Consider the following 18,747-nt stretch of genomic DNA (forward strand, 5'->3'; position numbering starts at 1 on the left):
GTTACCAGAACCTTTCGATAAAGACTTCGCCGCGGAGTCCTTCATACGCGGATTTCATCTCCGAGCAGTTGAGCGGCGCTGAAAAGCATGGAGCGTTCAGCACGAGCGATTCATACTCCCCGCCCTCTCCGGCGATATGGATCCGCCGGCTTTTCCGGACGGAGAGCAGGACGTCGATGAGGGCGTCATCGATCTTTTTGCCCAGAACGTTTTCTCCCAGCCCATCTGCTGCGCAGACGACGATCACTGCATCCATCCGGGAGGCGACCTCACGCATGAGAGCGAGGGGATCCATCTTCCAGAGCGGAGCATACATTTTGAGGCCGAGCCGTTCACAGACGGCGGCGACGCGGGACCGCTGATACTCGGACTCTATTGCCCCGACGATGACGCCTTCCACATCAAGGGCCGCGAGTCCGATTTCCATATCAGCGACCTCCTGTTCCTTCTCGCCGGCGGAGGCGATCTCCACATAAACGGCTCCGCATCGCTTTGCGATCACCGGCACGGCGGCAAGATTTGCAGAGTGGAACATGTATGATTCGGTGTTTTTCGGAATGACGGTAACGAGATGGGATACATGCATGCCTGCGTCGATCGCTTTCTGCATGGCAAGGATCGAGTCCTTGCCTCCGGAGGTGAGTGCGGCCCAGCTCATCCTAGCTCTCCAGCCGGCCGAATGCGGACCGATAGCGTTCTGCCATCGTCTCCCAGTCCGGCAGGTTGGTCTGGGTCCCGGTCTTTTCGACCGCGAACGAGGCGGCGGTCGTACCAACTTTTGCACAGGTGACGGGGTCGAGACCTTTTTTCCAGGCGGTAAAAAAGCCTGCCCGATATGCATCCCCTGCGCCGGTGGGATCCTTTGCTTCGACGTTGAAGGCAGGAATTTGTTCGGCGCGGCCGTCGAAGAAGAGGCTGCTGCCTGATTTTCCATGCGTGATGATGGTGAAAGGCACCGAATCAAGAATATCTTTTTCGCTCCAGCCGAGGGTGTTTTTGATTATTTCCATCTCATAGTTGTTGCAGATGAGGATATCGATCTCGCCAAGAAGGGACGTGAGATCGTCTGCGGTATAATATTTGACGTCCTGACCCGGATCGAGCGAGGCGAACTTTGCCTGTCTGGCGATGCTGATATTGAATGCGGCGTCGCCTGTCGCCATGTGGATGAAGTCGCGGGCAGGCGCAGCGGCGCGGGAGAAGGCTTCGCCTGCGCCCCACTCGAAGTAGGTTATCTGTTCACCGGCGGCGTTGTTCACCATGAAGGCGGTCGAGCAGTTTTTGTCGCTGGTAAAAAGTGTGGTGGCAACGCCGAGTTCATCGAGATATTTTTCGTATTCGCTGCCGGGATAGTCCTGTCCGACCGCACAGATGAGTTCGGCCTCTCCGCCGAGTCGGGCGATGCCGGCGGCGATGTTTGCCGCGCCGCCGCCGAAGTAGATCTTGCGTTCAAATACGCGTCTTGATTCGCCGACCGGGGGGTATTCGTCAACGGTGATGATATAGTCTATGCAGAGATGCCCTGAGACGGAGACGGTGTTACTCTTCAACGGCGTCACCTTCGATCGGTTCCACAGCATAGGTGGAGAGGGAGATGTCCCGAAGGGCTTTGCCTATGACGGATTTGGCGATGTGCTCTGCATGTTCGGGGTTTTCAGCTTTGAATACCTTCATTGAGAGAAGAAGGCCGACCAGACCGGTCCGTGCGATCACGAGCGCGGTGTTGATCTCTTTTCCGCAGTACGGACAGGGGGTGTTCATTACATCGACGTCGACGAATTTTGCCGACGGGTGCAGGCGTTTGCCTGCTTCACTTACTGCTATTCCTATGGCATCCTGGACCGATTCTACGTCTTTGACCGTCCACCCTGCCTCCAGCGTCACTCGATAATCCGACATTTTCAACTCGTTTAGTTCTGTATACGTTGTCGTTGTGAGATTATGGTATTTGCGGGTCGGGTACGTAAGGACCCGACCTCAGCTGAGCTAGTTAGAGCGTAAGCGAGAACTTGCGACCTTGCGGGTCGGGTACGTAAGGACCCGACCTCAGCTGAGGCGGGGACCTTTAGGTCCCTTAGCCGAGCAAGTCGTCAGACTTGCGATCAAGGCTTTGCATTGCGGGCAAACAGAGGGCTTGCGTGTTTCACCGCCTGTGCCTTTCATCACGGAAGCTTCCGTTTCCCTCTTCTGCTCAGAGGATATCTCTGAAGTATCCCACCGTCTCTTTGATCCCGTCTTCGATCGAGTACTTCGGAGCATAGCCGAGCTCCTGTTTCGCTTTCGTTATATCGGCGACCGAGTATCTGATGTCGCCGGGTCTTGGCGCTTCATAGATTATATCGCAGCTGATCCCCGCCGCACGCATGATCATTGCTGCAAGATCATTTAAGGAGGTCTGGATACCGGTGCCGATGTTGAATGTGCCGCATGCAGCTGAGTTCATCGCCAGAATATTTGCATAAACGACATCTTTCACAAAAACGAAGTCGCGGGTCTGGTTCCCGTCGCCATAAATGACAGGGTTTTTGCCCCCGACGATTTTTTCGGTGAACTTCGGGATGACCGCCGCATACTCGGCGTTCGGATCCTGCCGCGGGCCAAAGACATTGAAGTAGCGAAGAGCTGTCGTCTCGACGCCGAAGAGGTCTGCAAAGTTTCTGCAGTACATCTCGCCTGCGATCTTTGAGACCGCATAAGGTGAGAGAGGCTCAGGAAGCATGTCCTCTCGTTTCGGAAACACCGGGTTGTCGCCGTATGCCGCGGCTGAGGCAGAAAGGACGACTTTTCGAATGCCGTGTTCTTTTGCGGCGGAAAGGATATTAAGTGTCCCTGTAGCATTGACTTCGTGAACGAGGAGCGGATCTTCGATGGATTTCTGCACGCTTGCTACCGCTGCAAGATGGAAGATCCCTTCGAAGGCATGGGTTTTGCAGATCTCGCTGAGCAGGGGACGGTCGGTGACCGAGCCTTTGATGAACTCGGCGCCGGACTGGATATTTCTGACGTTCCCGGCCGACATGTCGTCGAGGAGCGTGACGTCATGGTTTTGCCGGATGAGTTCTTCTGCTATATGGGATGCGATGAAGCCTGCGCCGCCGGTGATGAGATATTGCATGGGATAATGGTCTCCGTATGATGTTTTATGGTGCGGGGGTGATATCAGCATTCCTATTCGGACCGAAGACGACACTGCACGACGTTGATGAAAGCCGGGTACAAATCGAAAAGAAAAAAACCACATCCCGCAAACACCCGGTTCCTGCATAAACCCTATGAAGAAAAGTATTACATCTCAGATTCTCATCTAATACTGTAATGCGTACATGCAGCTTTCCTGTAAAATCACTCGGCTCGGTCCTGCCAGCAGCTCCCGATGCTTCGTTACTATCAGCCTGGATCATCTCCAGGTATGGTCAGGAAACCGATCTTATCACCTGGAACATTGAAACAACTCTCAAAGATCAGCTGCCCGCAGTGGAATATCCGGCGGCCGGCGGCGAGTATTATGCCGCCAGACTTCTGGATGCATTCACAAACGTCCGCGAAGGAGCGATCTTTCGCGAGTTCGATGTGGACCAAAAAGCAGTGCGGGCCGACAGCGATCTGGTCAATGGTCTGAGAAAACACTGCTGGTGGAGTATGTCTGCTCCCTCAGGACTGGATGTGAGGGATGAATACTTCGGCGATACAGAGGAGTGTGCCGCATCGCTTTTAGAAGCATTCGCATCGGTCTGCCGTCTGATGCGGGATGCGGGAATCGCCGGCCATATCCTGACAACGAACACCCCGAACGAAGAAGAACTGACGGAGTTTACCGGAAAGAAATATTTGTGGGCAGTCCCGGATACTTTTCTGGAGATGGCGCTCGAGTATCAGCGCGACATTGTTATCTCACGGGAAAATACGGCGCAGCTGCCTGATCTTCTGGACTCATACGATATCCGCAGGGTCTATGTCTGCGACCCCGATGCCGAATCGCTAACGACGGTGCTCGGCTCGTTCGATCCGGAGTATGTCTTCGTCTGCGGCGTCGGGCCAAAGGAGGATCGCCGATCCTACTGGGAACATCTGGCTGAGATCACCGTCAAACGGGACCCCTGATCCTTTCGCAAACGAAACATACACATTAGATCCCGTCCAATATTTTTATACTATATGTCTGCGCATGAACCGTATCGTGTCGAAGTTCGTCTGAAAAACGGGCTGAAGAGATATTATCTGGTGCGTGAGGTCAACACCGATGCAAGAAAGTTTGCAGCGACGCACCTGATCAAGTCGGGGGCGAAGCCGACCAAAGCTGAGATCACGCGGTGTATCTCTATGTTTGGTTTCGATCTGGAGATGAAGTGTCTCATAAAGGTCACGAAGTTTCGTGCAGAAAAGTTTTCATTCGAACGATACGCAGACGAGGATGAGTATTTTGAGCTGGAACGGCACAGATATCTGCATGCCCGCCGGCCGGTGAAGGATCCTGAAAAGGAGACTGCGGCACATATTGCCGCACTGGCGCGTTTTGCCGGGGTGGAGATAACGCCGGCAGAGACTGCGCGCATGTTTTCATCCGGGGAAATCCCGCGCGGAAAACGGCTGTTTGAAGTGAATGTTCTGCAGAATCTGAGAACTGCATATCTGCAGCGGGAAACAAAGGAGCGGCTGGGCATGCGTATGGTGCTTCGTCTGCAGGATGTTTTGCACACGAATAGCGAAACCGGAACTGGATCGTTGGCGGCAGGAGATGAGCTGAAGAAAATGATCGCGGGTTTTCATCAGAGGATCAGGGAAAAGTCCCACCCGTTTGAGCAGTGCTTTCTTTTTTATGAAGCGTTTTCTGCGTTGTTTCCGGATGAGGCTCTTCTTTCGGCCGAGCTTTTTTTCAGGATGGCGGCCATCTATGGATATGTTGTGACGCCGGGGACCTGGGAGGAGACGATCGCGGCGGTCAGAAGTGAGAATGCGGATATGGAGCTTGCCCTCCGGCGGTCGTTTGAGGAGATGACGAAGAGTAAAGTCGGCGTCAGGCAAAAGCAGCTGGACTTTTTCGGGTGACAGAGACAGCGGTCACTTCTGCCATATTTTGACCAATTATAACCTAACTTTGACATTTGGCAATTTCCCCGCCATGTAGCGCCCTCGCACCTATAGATTTTGACAGGTACCTCTCATCCACCTATCCAACCTGAATTTTAGTCCGAGTATCGCCGTATTCAGGGCATTAAAATTGGAAAACAGACATCTGCGAACCCACTGTCTGGTAGTGTGCGGACTTTCCGGACTCCACGTCCCTCTGCATTTTCCAAAATCGCGTAAACATCATAAATCCAACCAAGAATAACTCCCTAAATCAAAAAAGAAGACCGGGAATTGTTTAAGCAGGGCCAGAAAAGATCTGTTTCTCACGTAAAAGACTTGAGCAGGTTTTTCACGAGATCATCGGAGATCACATACCTACGTTTTTTTTGGCTGAGGGAAACCCCGCCTAACCCGAATACTTACCGGTCGAGTAACGTTCTCGAAACGATATACTCACCGTGGGCTTCGCGGGTCGTTCCAACGATCAGCCAGGTCTGATCCCCGTGCTCCTCGACCACCCCTTTTGCTTCAAGCGTCTCTCCCGTGAAACACTGACCGCAGTAGGTGTGCGTAAAAGAAAGGACCATGTCGATCTCTTCGTGATCGACTTTGTAGATACCGGGCGAATCGAATGCAAGACTTGCATCCGTGACCTTCGCTTCGATCGTTATCACGCCCGTCTTCTCGCCAAGCGTGATCGGCGGGACCGAGTGGAGATTGTCGTATCCACGCGAGTAGAGCAGATCGAAGTAGGTCCCCTCGAACTCTCCGCGGTTGAACTTCCGGCTCTCGTGCAGCACGAACTCGTCGAAGCTGATGTCGGGAACGCGTTTTCGATACACCTTCTGCCACATCTCTTCGCTCATCGCAGGGATCTTTCCCGCCTTCACCGCGGCCATCAGCTGTTCGCGGGCCAGAAACCAGGCCGAGCCGTAGACGACCATATCGATATCGGACGCAGAATTTTCAAGACCAGCTAGAAGGGACCCCGTGCATCCGTAGCTCATCGGAGGCAGATCGAAGTGGGAAAACAGCCGGGCTACTCTGGGGTTTCCCGCCGCGATGCCTGCCGCCTCTTCCTCGGGCTTTAACACGCGGACGATGTCGGAAAGCGGGACACGGTGGACCAGATCAAGGTATTCGGGTCTGTGTTCTTTCACCCAGGCGAACGCATCGGCAAAATCATATTTCGTGTATCTGGTTCCGGACGGCGCCGTCCGGTCCCCGTCCGGTGTTGGGACATAGCGGAGCACGCACTCAGCGCGGGAATCGTTTTCATACCCGGAAACGGCGTACAGACAGCCGTCTTTGGTCATAACAAAATCACGTAAACGAATAGGTTTCATAAAAATGCGAGGGAAGGGATTCGAACCCATGAACTACTGAAGACCAGATCTTAAGTCTGGCGCCGTTGGCCTGGCTTGGCTACCCTCGCCTACCCTAATACATTGATGCTTCTACATAAAAAAGAGAGCGGAAATACATCAGTAGTTTGATGTAGATGTCCTGCGAAAATATAGGGGAGATAAACTCCTGTAGTGTAGTGGTCAATCATTCCGGCCTTTGGAGCCGGAGACGGTGGTTCGAGTCCGCCCAGGAGTATCTGAAATGTATTTTTTCTCGGAGAATCTTTTCTCCGCTGCGTTTTTAGCTCGCCGCCGGAACTGACGTCAGGACGACCCGCCAATCTGTCTCGCCAAAGGAGAGGGTATCCCATACTGCTGTTTTTTCAACAACGTCTGTACCTATATCGGCAGTATACACGTATTTCGTTTCGCCGGAGGGATTTGCTGCGACGAGCTCTGCCATTTCCCGGATCATCGCATAATCCGGATCGGTAAGGAGATCGACGCCGGCTTCCGAAACATCCGCATCGAACACTTGGACGCCGTTCATCTGCATGACCCAGAGGTTGTACCCTTTTTCAAAGACTTTCTGCTCTTCCGGGCCAAAGAGACGATACGGATCGAAACTCAGACTGATATACCCGGCATACTCCTCTGAGATCTTGATCGGGACCGAGAGAAGATATGCTTCCATGCCGTTTTCCAGAACCATATATTCGGAGACATACACATCCGTCCCGGCAAAGATCTCTTTGTTCGGCGGATAGCTGCTCAGGTTCTGACCAAGTGCACTTATGATATTATTTGGATAGACCGCACGCACGATCCCGTTCTCATCGGCGATCAGCAGATCATGGGTCAGTGTTGTTCTCTGATAGAGCGTTGCCAGAGCCTGCCTGCCGTTTTCAGGTGTCGGGTCGGCGGCATAATATCGGGAGGCAAAGGCCGCCTCGTCTGCCGTCGTAGTGAGGGTTTCGTGCAGCGATGAGATCACATCTGCCAGAACATCCGTCTGGGAAGCCGTCTGTTCAACACATCCTGCCGAAAAACAGGACAGCAGAATGAGAGACATCACCGTAAACAACACTAGGATTTTCATATTCATACTATTATTCTCCCAAGGGAAAAATCCTCTGCGAGCGGCATCGGCCTTACTCTTCTTTGTTTTGGAGAGAATACCTGCGTGTCAGGCTCTCGAGCGTCTCGATCTCATACACATCCTTGTCGTCCCGCAGTCTGACAAAACGCGGGAACCGGAGCGCATATCCTGCCGCATAGTTCGTGCTCCTCTGCAGTTCGGCATACCCGACCTCGAAGACGACGTCAGGTTCGAACGAGACCGTCTTTCCTTTTTCTGCAATGATCTTTTCCTTGAACAGATCATACAGGGTCGAAAGCATCGAGTCATCGATACCGGTCGCCACCCGCGAGATCTCCAGGAGATCCCCATTCTCATCCTGACATGCGAGAAGGAACGAGCCGAACATCTTCGCACGTTTTCCTTCGCCCCACTCGGCGCCGGTAACTACCAGATCGATCGTATCGACCTCGGGCTTGATCTTGATCCAGAGCTTGCCCCGGTTTCCCGGAAGATACGGCGAGTCGAGCACTTTGAGCATGATGCCTTCGTTTCCGTTGTCGAGCGATGTGTGATAGTATGCTTCGATCTCGTCAACGGAATCACTGACGAGCTGCGGAGCGACATACGCGTTCATCACCGACTCGAGGATCTGCCGGCGGCGGAGGAACGGCTGATCGATCAGGGTCTCTCCGTCGGCCGCGAGGATGTCGAATACCCAGGGGAGAAGGGTGATTGCTTCCTGCGCATCCCCGACATCATGCTTCCTGCGGATCCTTCTTAGGATCGTCTGGAAAGGCATGGGTTTTCCATTCATGATTGCGATCACTTCGCCGTCGATGATGACGTCATGGTCGGTCGCTTTGTCCAGCATCCCGACAACATCGGGAAGAGAAGCCGTCATCTCTTCCAGACGCCGGGAGTAGATCGCGCATTTTCCTCCGGATTTGTGGAACTGGAACCGGCTGCCGTCGTATTTATTTTCAGCCGCAAGTTTGCCGTGGGTTTCCACCATCGAGGTGATGGAACCCTGCTGGGCAAGCATCATCTTCACCGGCCGAAAAGCCGTGATATGGACCTCGGTAAGCTGAGATGGATCGGATTTCGCGAGAGATGCCACTTCTCCCAGATCATTCAGTGCCTGGTGGGCATGTTCGATCACATCTGCCGGGATGCCGAATGCTTTCGAGACCGCATCCTTAACGACCCCTTCCCCGACGCCGATACGCATCTCTTCGAGCATGAGTCTCGCAAGATATCTTCCTTCGAGCGGGGTCGCGTTCGAGAGGAGATACTGGGCGGATCTGAGCCGTTCCTGCTGGGATCTCCTGCCGGAGGATTTTGCCATCAGCAGAAAACGCTCGTTCACATCCAAAATATCCAGTTCTTCCGAGAAGAACATCGTCTGTTCACGTTTTTCGAGAAGGCTCTCGACAACTTTTCCAACATCGCCCGCATTGTTTATTGCCGAGACCACATAATCCCGTTTTTTGCCGATAACATAGGCGAGGGCATCGTACAAAAGGTTCGGACCGAACCCAAGTTTTTCGGATGACCAGTCGGGAAACAGTTTCCCGCGCATGAATCTGACGAAGACGGGCAGTTCCTCCTCGGTGAGGCTTGGGAACTTCTCGGCAAGGATATCTGCTGTCGCCAGACGCGAGGAAGTTTCCTCGATGGTATTACATATCTCTGCAAACTCGACAAACAGCATAGTATTTACACCTGAAACTTTACGAGCCGGCGTTCCCGGTATTCTGCAAGCTGGTCACTGACAAATATTTTCGTTCCGCTTTCACCCGCAGCATCCAGGGCCGTCTCGCGGGCGATGTTTGGACGATTGTAATTTTCCGAAAGATGTGCGAGGGCGATGATCCCGACATCCTGCGAGAGCTCGGCGATGCATGCTGACGAATCCTCGTTCGAGAGATGGCCGTCGTTTTGGATCCGGTCTTTGAGATATCGGGGATACACCCGAAGGACGCAGTTGTTCCCCTGACAGTTCGCCCCGCACGACCGGCAGGTTTCGCATTCGGGGAACCGGTCCGATTTCATTGCTTCTGAGCAGTAGTTACTCTCCAGCACGACGGCATCACAGGCGGAAAGGATCGTTTTCATCGTATCCGAGACCTCGTGGGTGTCAAGACATATGCCGATCCGGGCATCGCCGTCGTCGATGACAAATCCGGTCGGCTCGGCCGCATCATGGTATGCCCGAAACGTGGTGATCTTCAGACCGCCGGCTTCGACCGGGATGTGTTCATGACAGACGGTCCGCTTTGCAGAGGCCGAAATGATATTTTCCCGCTCAAGGGCGTTCAGTGTCCCGCCTGAAGCAAAAACCGGAACACGCGCAGCTTTTACAAAAGCCTTTGCGGATCTGACATGATCCGAGTGTTCGTGGGTAACACAAAGCCCGCGGAGATTATCGATATTCAGGTGCAGACTCTGCAGTGTCCGCATAAGATATCCAAGGCCGGCGTCAATTACGATCGAATCAGATTCATTGCCTATATAGATGCAGTTTCCTTTACTGCCGCTTGCAAGAAGGACACAATCCATTGCTACAGTATTGGATCTACTAAGAGAAAAAGACCCAAGGATTTTCTGAGAGAGGGCAGGAAAAAAAGCGGATGAAAAAGTAAAAGAAAAATCCCAAAGGATTATTTCTTCTCTTCGTCTTCGCCGGACCAGCAGGTAACACCTGTTGAGTCACTGAGACAGGAGGCGTTGAAGACAGGTTCTTCGACGCCGTCAGCTTTCTGGTCAAGGTAGTCTTTGAGTGCTTCAAAGGCGTGTTTGCCGAGGATGAGTAAGACACCCATGTTGAAGATACCCATGAATGCCTGGAAGGTATCTGCAAGGTCCCAGGCAAGGCCCATGGACATCATGGATGCGACGAAGACCATGATAACGATCGCAACACGGAGAACAACAACCGCTTCTTTTCTTTCGGTGATGAACTTGGTGTTGGTTTCACTCATGGAGTAGTAGCTGATGAGACTGCTGAATGCAAAGATCAGCATGAAGACGGCAATGACATAAGGACCTGCTGCTCCAAGGAAGGTAGCGCTCATCGCTTCCTGAACAAGAACCGCTCCGGAGACCGGGATGCCGGCATATCCGGGGTAGGCGACGTTTGTGTAGATGATGACAACAAAGGCGGTTGCGGAACAAACGACGAGTGTATCGATCAGGACACCGACAGACTGCATAAGTCCCTGCTTTACGGGGTGCTTGACATCTGCGGACGAGGAGACGTTCGGGATAGAACCGATACCGGCTTCGTTCGAGAAGACACCACGCTTCAGACCCCACATGATGGCTGCTCCGATTCCTCCGCCGACGAATGCCTGAACACCGAATGCGTAGGAGAAGATGGTCTGGATGACCAGAGAGACCTGGGTGAAGTTGACGAGGACGATGGCAAGACAGAGCAGGAGCCAGATGATGGCCATTGCCGGAACCATCCAAGTCGAAACTTTTGCAACGCGTTTGATACCGCCGAAGACAACGAGAGCTGCAAGGACAGTGATGATGACCGCAAAGACGATCTGTTCAGTGCCGAATGCGTTGGCAAAGGCGATGGTCGCCGTGTTTGCCTGGACACCGATGAACATCAGACCATAGGTGAAGATGATCAGAAGAGCGATAAAAGCGGCGAACTTTGGTTTGCCAAGACCGTTTCTGATATAGAATGCCGGACCGCCGTGGAACTGGCCGTCTGCTTTCTTTTCTTTGTAGATCTGACCGACGGTCGTTTCAACGAAACTGGTTGCTGCGCCGATGAGGGCGAAGATCCACATCCAGAATACTGCTCCGGGACCTCCCATGACGATTGCCACGGCAACACCGGCGATATTTCCGACACCGATCCTCGCACCCATGCTGACGCAGAAGGCCTGGAACGATGAGATGGTCTGTTTGCCTTTCTGCGCGCGGATGCCGGTAAAGGCGACTCTGCATGCTTCGCCCAGATTGTTGATCTGAACGCCTTTCGTTCTGATGGTAAAGTAGAGACCGATACCGATCAGAAATACGAATGCAAGATACCATGCATACGTATTGACTTCGCCGTTGACTGTTGAAACAGCGTCGTTGATTGCCTCAAAAACACTCATGAGTTAAATCGTTTCTCTATAATGGATGATTAACCCGTATGGTTTGTCTGCCGGAAAGACCGCTCGAAAAAATAGTATTTATCCTCGTTCATCCGGTAAAAATCAGCCTGGATGCAGGATAGATCAGAGTGAATCGAGGGATACGCCGCCGAAGTCGTCAGCTTTCTGTGGGGACGTGATGCCGAACGCGGACTGACCTGCCCAGGACTCGAGGGAATTCGCTGCCTCGACCATGTAGTCAAGGATGTCGATAGAGAGTTCGCGTTTGGTTTTGCTGACCTGCATCTGCTCGACGAGGAAGCGAAGCCTCTCGGGAGACTCCATTCTGAGTTTTGCAAGCGAGATCACGCACATGTATATTCGGGTCAGATTCCGGTCGGTGCCGGTGATGGTGTCGAAGAACGCCCGGAGGATCTGTGCCTGATACACTTCGCTTCCCATAAGTAATCTACATTGGTGAGTTATGCATTATATAGATTTGCCAAAAAAGGAGATTATTTTGCCGCACTCACGATCCGGATGATATCGCCGGTTTTAAGTTCCGTCGTATCTTTGATCCGCATCTTTGTGCGGGCGTCGACCGCATACAAAAATCCCTTCCCGATATCCGTGTGGACACGAAACGCCATCTCCTTCGGCGTCGAGCCGACCGGCATCAGAAACGCATCAGGCAGCACCTGGCCTTTGGCATTGCAGAACTTGTTCTCATCCTCGACCGGATAGACAACGATCATCCCTATCTCATCGAATACGATCCGGTTCAGGATCGTCTGGACCCCGGTACCCCCGTACTTCTTCATCGTCTCGGCGATCTTCGTCAGAGCTTTTATCTGGGGAGCTGAGAGTTTTGCTCCTTCGATCGGAGCAAAGGTCGCGTCACCCGGAAGATACTTCAGAAGCTTTGCCTGTGAAGCGGTCTTGAGAGCAAGTTCTCCCGCAGCGATCGTCGGAACAGCGCCAAGAGCCTGTAATGCGGCGATGTTTTCATCCGATGCGAGATCGGCTTTGTTTGCGGCGATGATCATCGGCTTTGAGACGCGGAGCAGCACCTCGCACAGCTTTTCGATGTCTTCGGGCGTTGCTTTGGCAAGATTGATGCCGCATTCGTCAACAGCTTCTCTGATTTGGATCGCATCGATCCGCAGACCCGCGAGCGCTTCGCCCAGCAGATCGATCAGGACCTGTTCTTTTCCCTGCGCCTGTCTGACGAGTTTGGCGCGGTGTTTCTCGACGATCCCTGCCATCCACATCGCAAACTCATAGCGCAGGAACTCGACGTCCTCGATCGGATCGCGGGCGCCAAGGTCGACGGGATTTCCTTCGGCATCGGTGCTTCCCGATGCATCCACGACCTGGATGATCGCATCGGCCTCGCGGAGCGTGTCTAAAAACTGGTTTCCAAGCCCGCGGCCAAGGTGCGCATCAGGCACAAGTCCGGCGACATCGATCAGTTCGATCGGAATGAACCGGTTTCCGTCAACACATTCAGTGCATCCTTCGATGTCAAGCTCCCTGCACGGGCACGTTGTCCGGACGTACGCAACGCCTTTGTTCGGGTTCACCGTAGTGAACGGATAATTCGCGATATCGACATTTGCAAGCGTCAGCGATTTATAAAACGTTGATTTGCCGCAGTTTGGTTTTCCGGCGAGAGCGATCTGTAACATTCTGTTTCTTTCCTTATATAGAGGGTATCTCTGACCTATAATTAGGGCCGGCTAACTCTTATGTGTTGTGTAGAGACCTTCCGGCCAGGGTCGTCAATGAAAAGGGACAGCAAAGCGCGAAAAAAATTGGGGCGTGATGGAGGCGCAGGCAGAAGAAAAAGAGCAGAGTGTACAGCCCCTCCTTTCCTAAAACCGCTGTGCTTCACTGATACTCGATCAGATTCTGCGCTTCTTTGGGCAGGCCGCCTTTAAACTTCTGCGAAACGGCAGTGTAATACTCACGCACGCGTTCATTCATCGTCGGGTGGACCCTCTTTCGCGCCTCATCAAAATCGGCCGCCGTCACGACGGATGCCTGCTGTCTGAGAGCCTGCATCGCCGCCTCGCGGCAGAGCCCTTCCAGATCTGACCCTACATAACCAGCCGTTTCACGGGCAAGTGACGCGATACGTTCTGATTTTACCGGATCCTTCAGTGTTATGCCCGCCTTGCAAAGAGCTGCCGAAAGCCGTCTTCTGGCTTCGAAAAGCGGAAGGACCGTTCCGGCCCCGTACTTTTCGGCGGCTGTTTTCAGCTGACGGACCGTCACCGTTTTTCCGGAAAGTTTCTGCGCCAGCGCTGCAAGCGACGCCTCGTCAAGACCTGCTGTAGAGATCACTGCCTCATCAAACACCGAACCTTCTATTGGCATATTCTGCATATGCAAGGCCAGGATCTCGCGGCGATCTGCCTCATCAGGCTCGGATATATACACCAGCCGGTCAAACCTTCCGCTCCGGAGAAGCGCAGGATCGATGATATCCGGACGGTTCGAAGCCGCAAGCACCATCACATCATTCAGCTCCTCGATCCCGTCCATCTCGGTGAGGATCTGATTCAGCACATTCTCGGTCGCCCGGTTCCCGTCTGAAGCGCCGCGCGCCGGTGTGAGAGAATCCAGCTCATCAAAAAAGATGATCGACGGCGCCACCTGCCGCGCCTTCTTAAAGATATCTCGGACGGCTTTCTCCGACTCGCCGACCCATTTCGACAAAAGCTCCGGCCCCTTCACCGCCAGAAAATTGGCTCCGCTCTCATAAGCTACTGCCTTGGCGATCATCGTTTTCCCGGTCCCGGGCGGACCGTACAGAAGAACGCCCTTCGGCGGACGGATCCCAAGTTCGGCAAACACCTCCTTTCTGGTCAGCGGAAACTCCACCGACTCGCGCACATCGCGAACAGCCTCTCTGCTTCCGCCGATATCGGCCCAGGAAACATCAGCCGTCTCAAGAGCGATCTCCCGCATAGCTGACGGCGCCACCTCTCTGGAAGCCGCGATGAAATCTGCCGTCGTCACCTCGAGTTTTCGCAGGACTTCGTCAGAAATCGTCTCATTATCGAGATCCGAAACATCCACCTGCCGCCGAAGCGCCCGGATCGCGGCTTCGCGTACCAATGCTGCGAGATCGGCCCCGACAAATCCTTTCGCCTGCGCCGCAAGTGTCTGCAGGAGTTTGTCCCGGGAAAGCTCATATGCCGCAAGAGCTTTTTCAAGAGCCGCCTGTGTCGGATCACGACTGCGCAGCTCCTTCAGCTTTGCCATCCCTTCGAAAGGCATATCCTTTGTGTGGATCTGCAAAATCTCCATCCGGTCCGCCTCGGCGGGCACCCCGATCTCGATCTCGCGGTCGAACCTCCCGGGTCTTCTGAGCGCAGGATCAATCGCATCAGGCCGGTTCGTTGCCCCGATCACGATCACCTGCCCGCGGTCCGTGATCCCGTCCATCATCGTCAAAAGCTGCGCGACCACACGCCGCTCGACCTCGCCGTTGACATCCTCCCGCTTGGGTGCGATCGAATCCAGTTCATCGATGAAGATGATCGACGGAGCGTTGTCTTCCGCATCTTCAAAGATCTCGCGAAGTTTCTGCTCCGACTCGCCATAATACTTCGAGATGATCTCCGGGCCTGCGATCGAGATGAAATGCGCCCCGCTCTCGCTTGCCACGGCCTTGGCGATCAGCGTCTTTCCGGTCCCGGGCGGCCCGTACATAAGGACACCTTTCGGCGGCTCTATACCCAGCGTCTCAAACAGCTCGGGGTGGCGGATCGGCAGTTCGATCATCTCACGCACGCGTCTCAGTTCGCCTTTCAGCCCGCCGATATCCTCATAGGTTATCGGCTTCGTCCCGTCAAAAACATCATCATCGTCAAAGATGAGCTCGGTATTTTTCGTCAGGATGCAGGCATTCTCCGGCTCAAGTGTCGTGACCTTGAACTCCAGGGGCGGATGGCCGGGATGGAACGTCTTTACCGGCACGATATCATCCAGTGCGACCGGGAAGTTGATGAGGGATACAAGATATTCATCCTCTTCGTCCGGGAAAGAGTCCGCAAGCTCTGTTGGCGCCACCAGCGTGACCGAGGTCGCGGGGATCTCCTCAACGATTTTCTCCACAGTGACCCGGTCTCCCGGACTGACGCCTGCATTCGCCCGCGTATATTTATCGATTCTGATCTTATCCTGATTCCAGTCGCTTTCAAATGAACGCCAGACCTTCGCGACAGTGGGTGTTTTTCCGGTTATCCTGACCAGATCGCCCGGACTGACATCCAGCGCCTGCATCGCCGCCGGGTCGAGCCGTGCCTTGCCGTTCCCCTGATCCTCCGGGTAGGCACTGTCCACTTTAAGTGTGATTTCCGCCATGGTAGATGTATATACGATGGGGGCCGTTAATAATTTTCCACAGTGACCTAAGCGTGCCGAAAATGCATACAGCAGATCGGATCCTTACGCGGAAAAGAAAAAAAAAGATATTTAGAGCAACCGGTTCAGAGACTCGATCTCTGCACGGTCGATGCCCGGGATCTGGGAGAAGAGAGCCTCGATCTTGTCGCCTGCCCCCTCATCATCCTCGGTGATCATTGCAATCTTGATTGCAGACAGACCAAATCCGATCGGTTCGACTTTCATATCTTCGATACCGGTCACGGCAGCTCTGATATCTGCCTGAAGTTTTTCGAGATCTACTTCCGGGGACTCCGGCATGATCTTCATAATAACGACGACTTCACCCATTGAAGACTCAGAGCCCCTGGAATCCGCACTTCGGGCAGGTGTATTTTACACTCTGTTTTCTGCAGCGTGCACAGCGGTAGATGACCTCTCCACAGTCCGGGCATTTAAACTCGGTTGCGCCGCGCTCTGCGAGCGGGGCATTGCATGATGTACATTTTATAGTTGCCATACGATCAAACTCCTTAGTTAATTAGCGTCCGATTATTATAAACGTGTGGCTTCAAACCAGCTTCGAACACTGCCGGGAACACGCCCGTTCAGGATCTCGGCAGAGACCCCGTATTCTGCAATGAGAGAGCCAAAAACCGGATCCAGGAGATCCTCGCCTGAGTCTGTCGATTTTATGACCAGAAGACGCGAGCCGGTAAGGCCCGCGATCCATGCCGCGATCGAGTCGGAGGTGACGTCCCAGGTGTGGGGGAGAGGATCCGCTTTTTCCAGCAGGCGCTTTGGCAGAAGGATCGACGGCTCCTTTGGGATCGTCAGTTCCCGGGTGACGGGATAGCCGAACGTCGAGAGAAATCTGCCGAAGATTTCCATGGCATCGATCGCTTTCCAGTGCGAAGTCTCGTCATCGGCGCCTTGGGCACGGACAAAATCCGCAAAGATCCCGCCACCGGGGACGATCAGAATCGGCCCGTCGGGGATCTCGGCAAGGATCTCTCCTGCTTTGTCCATAAGACTCCCGCCGAATTTGACCACCGTCCGAGCCGTCATACACTATATAGTAGAACGTAAATAAAGAAAAACCAGTATGAAAAGACTGCTCGCCCTCCTATTTCTTCTGGTCCTGTGCATCTCGCCCGCCTCGGGATTCGTTCTTGCGGAGTTCTGTCCGGACGGATATGCTGCAGGCGACGGGGATGAGTATCTCATCCTGGAAGGAAGCGGCAGTCTGAGCGGGTGGACGGTCTTTGACGGTGAAGGGAGCCTGACATTTCCTGCCGGCGCCGTTTCAAGCGGGCGGGTGGTCGTCGCGAGAAGCGCAGAGGCTTTTTTCGCGATCCACGGGACCTTGCCTGATTACGAGATCCTGGAAATCAGTGCGGTGAAAAATGTTCTGCAGACCGGGCGCTTTCAGATGGCAAACACCGGCGATGATCTTTCACTTCTCCATCTGGGTGAAGTCATCCAGACCGTTTCCTGGCCGGGTGAACTCAGCAGTTCAAACGGCCGCGTCCATGTTTACACGGACGGGGTCTGGGATGACCGGATCTATAAGATCGGGCAGAGCAGATTTTCACCGGAAACGTTCACTGCCGATTCGGTGACGCTGTTTGTCTCGCCTGATTCGTCCTATGAGGCGGTGAGCGGCGTGATCCGTGAAGCTTCAGAGACTCTGCTGATCTCGATGTATGAGTTCACGCACGCTGACATCGCCCGCGAGATCGCAGACGCGGCAAAGCGCGGGGTCGATGTGACGCTCCTTCTCGAAGGCGGGCCGGTCGGCGGCATCTCCGATGAAGAGAAAGGAGTGATGGATTATCTGGCCGGCCGCGGTGTTTCGATTCTGACGATCGAAAGCGAAGGCAGTATCCCGGCAAGATACCGGTATCTGCATGCAAAGTATCTGGTGGCCGACGGGTATTCAACGGTAATCCTCTCGGAAAACTTCAAGCCGAGCGGGATCCCGCTCCCGGGGACGAGAGGCAACAGAGGATGGGGAGCAGTGATCCGGGATGAGGAGACGGCAGAATATTTTGCAGAGGTGTTCGCCGCCGATCTGGGAGGGATCGACATGTATCCCTATGTGCCGGGAGACGAACCTCTCCCGGCACCCTGGTCCGATGAGAAGATCGTTCCGCATTTTGCCGGTATGACGCTGTATGATGTCAGCATAACTCCGGTCATTTCCCCGGACACGAGCAGCCTTGTGTTCGATCTGATCAGATCGGCACACCGCACAGTCGACCTCCAGCAGGCTTACATCTCGCCCTATCAAGACGGGGAAAACATCTGGATGGCGGCCGTTCTTGGTGCCGCAGACCGCGGCGCTTCGATCCGGGTGATGCTTGACGGGATGTATTATAACACCGCCGATGATGCCGACAATGATGAACTGGCGGCCGCGCTCAACAGATACGGAGGGGATGTCTCCGCACGGCTCCTTCTGCCGGGCGCGCATCTGACAAAACTGCATAATAAAGGGATGATCGTTGACGGCGAGCATGTTTTGATCAGTTCGATAAACTGGAACTTCAACTCCCCAAACAACAACCGCGAGGCGGGAGTAATCATCCACAGCAGGGAAGCGGCCGGATATTATACGGCCGTCTTCTCTGCTGACTGGAACGGGGAGTATGAAAAAGATCCGGTCTCGGCAGGGCTCGGCTTCGATCTCCGGCTGCTGCTTGCCGGAGGGATCGTGATCCTTTTGATAGGCATTGTTATCCGGCGGAGACGCTGA

The 18,747-nt window shown here is 54.0% G+C and carries 18 protein-coding genes and 2 tRNA genes; 4 read left to right on the top strand and 16 right to left on the bottom strand.

Annotation, left to right across the window (positions count from 1 at the left end):
- Window position 1: 1 nt before the first annotated feature.
- The 4 genes from EYA77_RS02935 to EYA77_RS02950 all read right to left on the bottom strand — a co-directional run bounded on the left by EYA77_RS02935 (window position 2) and on the right by EYA77_RS02950 (window position 3,115).
- On the bottom strand, window positions 2–658 hold the full coding sequence (locus tag EYA77_RS02935; protein WP_042697488.1) for a diphthine--ammonia ligase: 657 nt from the start codon (window positions 656–658) through the stop codon (window positions 2–4).
- A 1-nt stretch (window position 659) separates the two neighbouring features.
- The gene (locus EYA77_RS02940; protein WP_245241144.1) at window positions 660–1,550 is read right to left on the bottom strand and encodes a PfkB family carbohydrate kinase; all 891 of its coding nucleotides are present in this window, start codon (window positions 1,548–1,550) and stop codon (window positions 660–662) included.
- On the bottom strand, window positions 1,540–1,899 hold the full coding sequence (locus tag EYA77_RS02945; RefSeq protein WP_042697482.1) for a DUF555 domain-containing protein: 360 nt from the start codon (window positions 1,897–1,899) through the stop codon (window positions 1,540–1,542). The genes EYA77_RS02940 and EYA77_RS02945 overlap by 11 nt, the downstream gene beginning before the upstream one ends.
- 292 nt (window positions 1,900–2,191) lie before the next feature.
- Complete coding sequence (locus EYA77_RS02950) at window positions 2,192–3,115, bottom strand: SDR family oxidoreductase (protein WP_167815822.1); 924 nt, start codon at window positions 3,113–3,115, stop codon at window positions 2,192–2,194.
- 200 nt (window positions 3,116–3,315) lie between these two features.
- On the opposite strand from EYA77_RS02950, the gene EYA77_RS02955 reads away from it, so the two are divergent.
- Entirely contained in the window at window positions 3,316–4,101 is a 786-nt protein-coding gene (locus EYA77_RS02955) for a hypothetical protein (protein ID WP_167815823.1), read from the top strand.
- Between the two features lie 54 nt (window positions 4,102–4,155).
- Entirely contained in the window at window positions 4,156–5,046 is an 891-nt protein-coding gene (locus EYA77_RS02960; RefSeq protein ID WP_167815824.1) for a hypothetical protein, read from the top strand.
- 443 nt (window positions 5,047–5,489) lie between these two features.
- Here the strand turns inward: EYA77_RS02960 and EYA77_RS02965 are convergent, their stop codons facing one another.
- Together EYA77_RS02965 and EYA77_RS02970 are read right to left on the bottom strand one after the other, a co-directional pair.
- Complete coding sequence (locus tag EYA77_RS02965) at window positions 5,490–6,386, bottom strand: DNA polymerase subunit beta (protein ID WP_245241146.1); 897 nt, start codon at window positions 6,384–6,386, stop codon at window positions 5,490–5,492.
- Between the two features lie 35 nt (window positions 6,387–6,421).
- Window positions 6,422–6,505: transfer RNA gene (locus EYA77_RS02970), tRNA-Leu, on the bottom strand.
- A gap of 94 nt (window positions 6,506–6,599) precedes the next feature.
- Here EYA77_RS02970 and EYA77_RS02975 point away from each other — a divergent pair.
- Window positions 6,600–6,672, top strand: a tRNA-Gln gene (locus tag EYA77_RS02975).
- A 45-nt stretch (window positions 6,673–6,717) separates the two neighbouring features.
- Here EYA77_RS02975 and EYA77_RS02980 read toward each other — a convergent pair.
- The 10 genes from EYA77_RS02980 to EYA77_RS03025 form a co-directional block, all read right to left on the bottom strand.
- Complete coding sequence (locus EYA77_RS02980) at window positions 6,718–7,515, bottom strand: cache domain-containing protein (protein WP_209314994.1); 798 nt, start codon at window positions 7,513–7,515, stop codon at window positions 6,718–6,720.
- Window positions 7,516–7,567: 52 nt separating this feature from the next.
- A complete protein-coding gene (locus tag EYA77_RS02985) occupies window positions 7,568–9,208 on the bottom strand; it encodes an ATP-dependent DNA ligase (RefSeq protein WP_167815827.1) in 1,641 nt (546 codons plus the stop codon).
- A gap of 5 nt (window positions 9,209–9,213) precedes the next feature.
- Window positions 9,214–10,056: an MBL fold metallo-hydrolase gene (locus tag EYA77_RS02990; protein ID WP_167815828.1), complete on the bottom strand. Its 843-nt coding sequence runs from the start codon at window positions 10,054–10,056 to the stop codon at window positions 9,214–9,216.
- A gap of 101 nt (window positions 10,057–10,157) precedes the next feature.
- Window positions 10,158–11,615: a sodium:alanine symporter family protein gene (locus EYA77_RS02995; RefSeq protein ID WP_167815829.1), complete on the bottom strand. Its 1,458-nt coding sequence runs from the start codon at window positions 11,613–11,615 to the stop codon at window positions 10,158–10,160.
- 123 nt (window positions 11,616–11,738) lie between these two features.
- Entirely contained in the window at window positions 11,739–12,056 is a 318-nt protein-coding gene (locus EYA77_RS03000) for a hypothetical protein (RefSeq protein ID WP_042697459.1), read from the bottom strand.
- A gap of 53 nt (window positions 12,057–12,109) precedes the next feature.
- Window positions 12,110–13,282 carry a redox-regulated ATPase YchF gene (locus EYA77_RS03005; protein ID WP_167815830.1) on the bottom strand — a complete coding sequence of 391 codons (1,173 nt, stop codon included), beginning with the start codon at window positions 13,280–13,282 and terminating at the stop codon, window positions 12,110–12,112.
- Window positions 13,283–13,484: 202 nt separating this feature from the next.
- Window positions 13,485–15,968: a CDC48 family AAA ATPase gene (locus EYA77_RS03010; RefSeq protein WP_167815831.1), complete on the bottom strand. Its 2,484-nt coding sequence runs from the start codon at window positions 15,966–15,968 to the stop codon at window positions 13,485–13,487.
- 111 nt (window positions 15,969–16,079) lie between these two features.
- The gene (locus tag EYA77_RS03015) at window positions 16,080–16,340 is read right to left on the bottom strand and encodes an elongation factor 1-beta (RefSeq protein WP_042697452.1); all 261 of its coding nucleotides are present in this window, start codon (window positions 16,338–16,340) and stop codon (window positions 16,080–16,082) included.
- Window positions 16,341–16,347: 7 nt separating this feature from the next.
- Window positions 16,348–16,509: a zinc finger domain-containing protein gene (locus EYA77_RS03020; protein ID WP_042697446.1), complete on the bottom strand. Its 162-nt coding sequence runs from the start codon at window positions 16,507–16,509 to the stop codon at window positions 16,348–16,350.
- Window positions 16,510–16,544: 35 nt separating this feature from the next.
- Window positions 16,545–17,057, bottom strand: coding sequence for a uridylate kinase (locus tag EYA77_RS03025; RefSeq protein WP_167815832.1), 513 nt, complete (start codon window positions 17,055–17,057; stop codon window positions 16,545–16,547).
- Window positions 17,058–17,094: 37 nt separating this feature from the next.
- On the opposite strand from EYA77_RS03025, the gene EYA77_RS03030 reads away from it, so the two are divergent.
- Window positions 17,095–18,747, top strand: a complete 1,653-nt coding sequence (locus EYA77_RS03030) for a phospholipase D-like domain-containing protein (protein WP_167815833.1) — start codon at window positions 17,095–17,097, stop codon at window positions 18,745–18,747.

Origin of the sequence: Methanocorpusculum sp. GPch4, from assembly GCF_012062385.1 — an archaeon.
In the GTDB taxonomy this organism is placed as follows: Archaea; Halobacteriota; Methanomicrobia; order Methanomicrobiales; family Methanocorpusculaceae; genus Methanocorpusculum; species Methanocorpusculum parvum.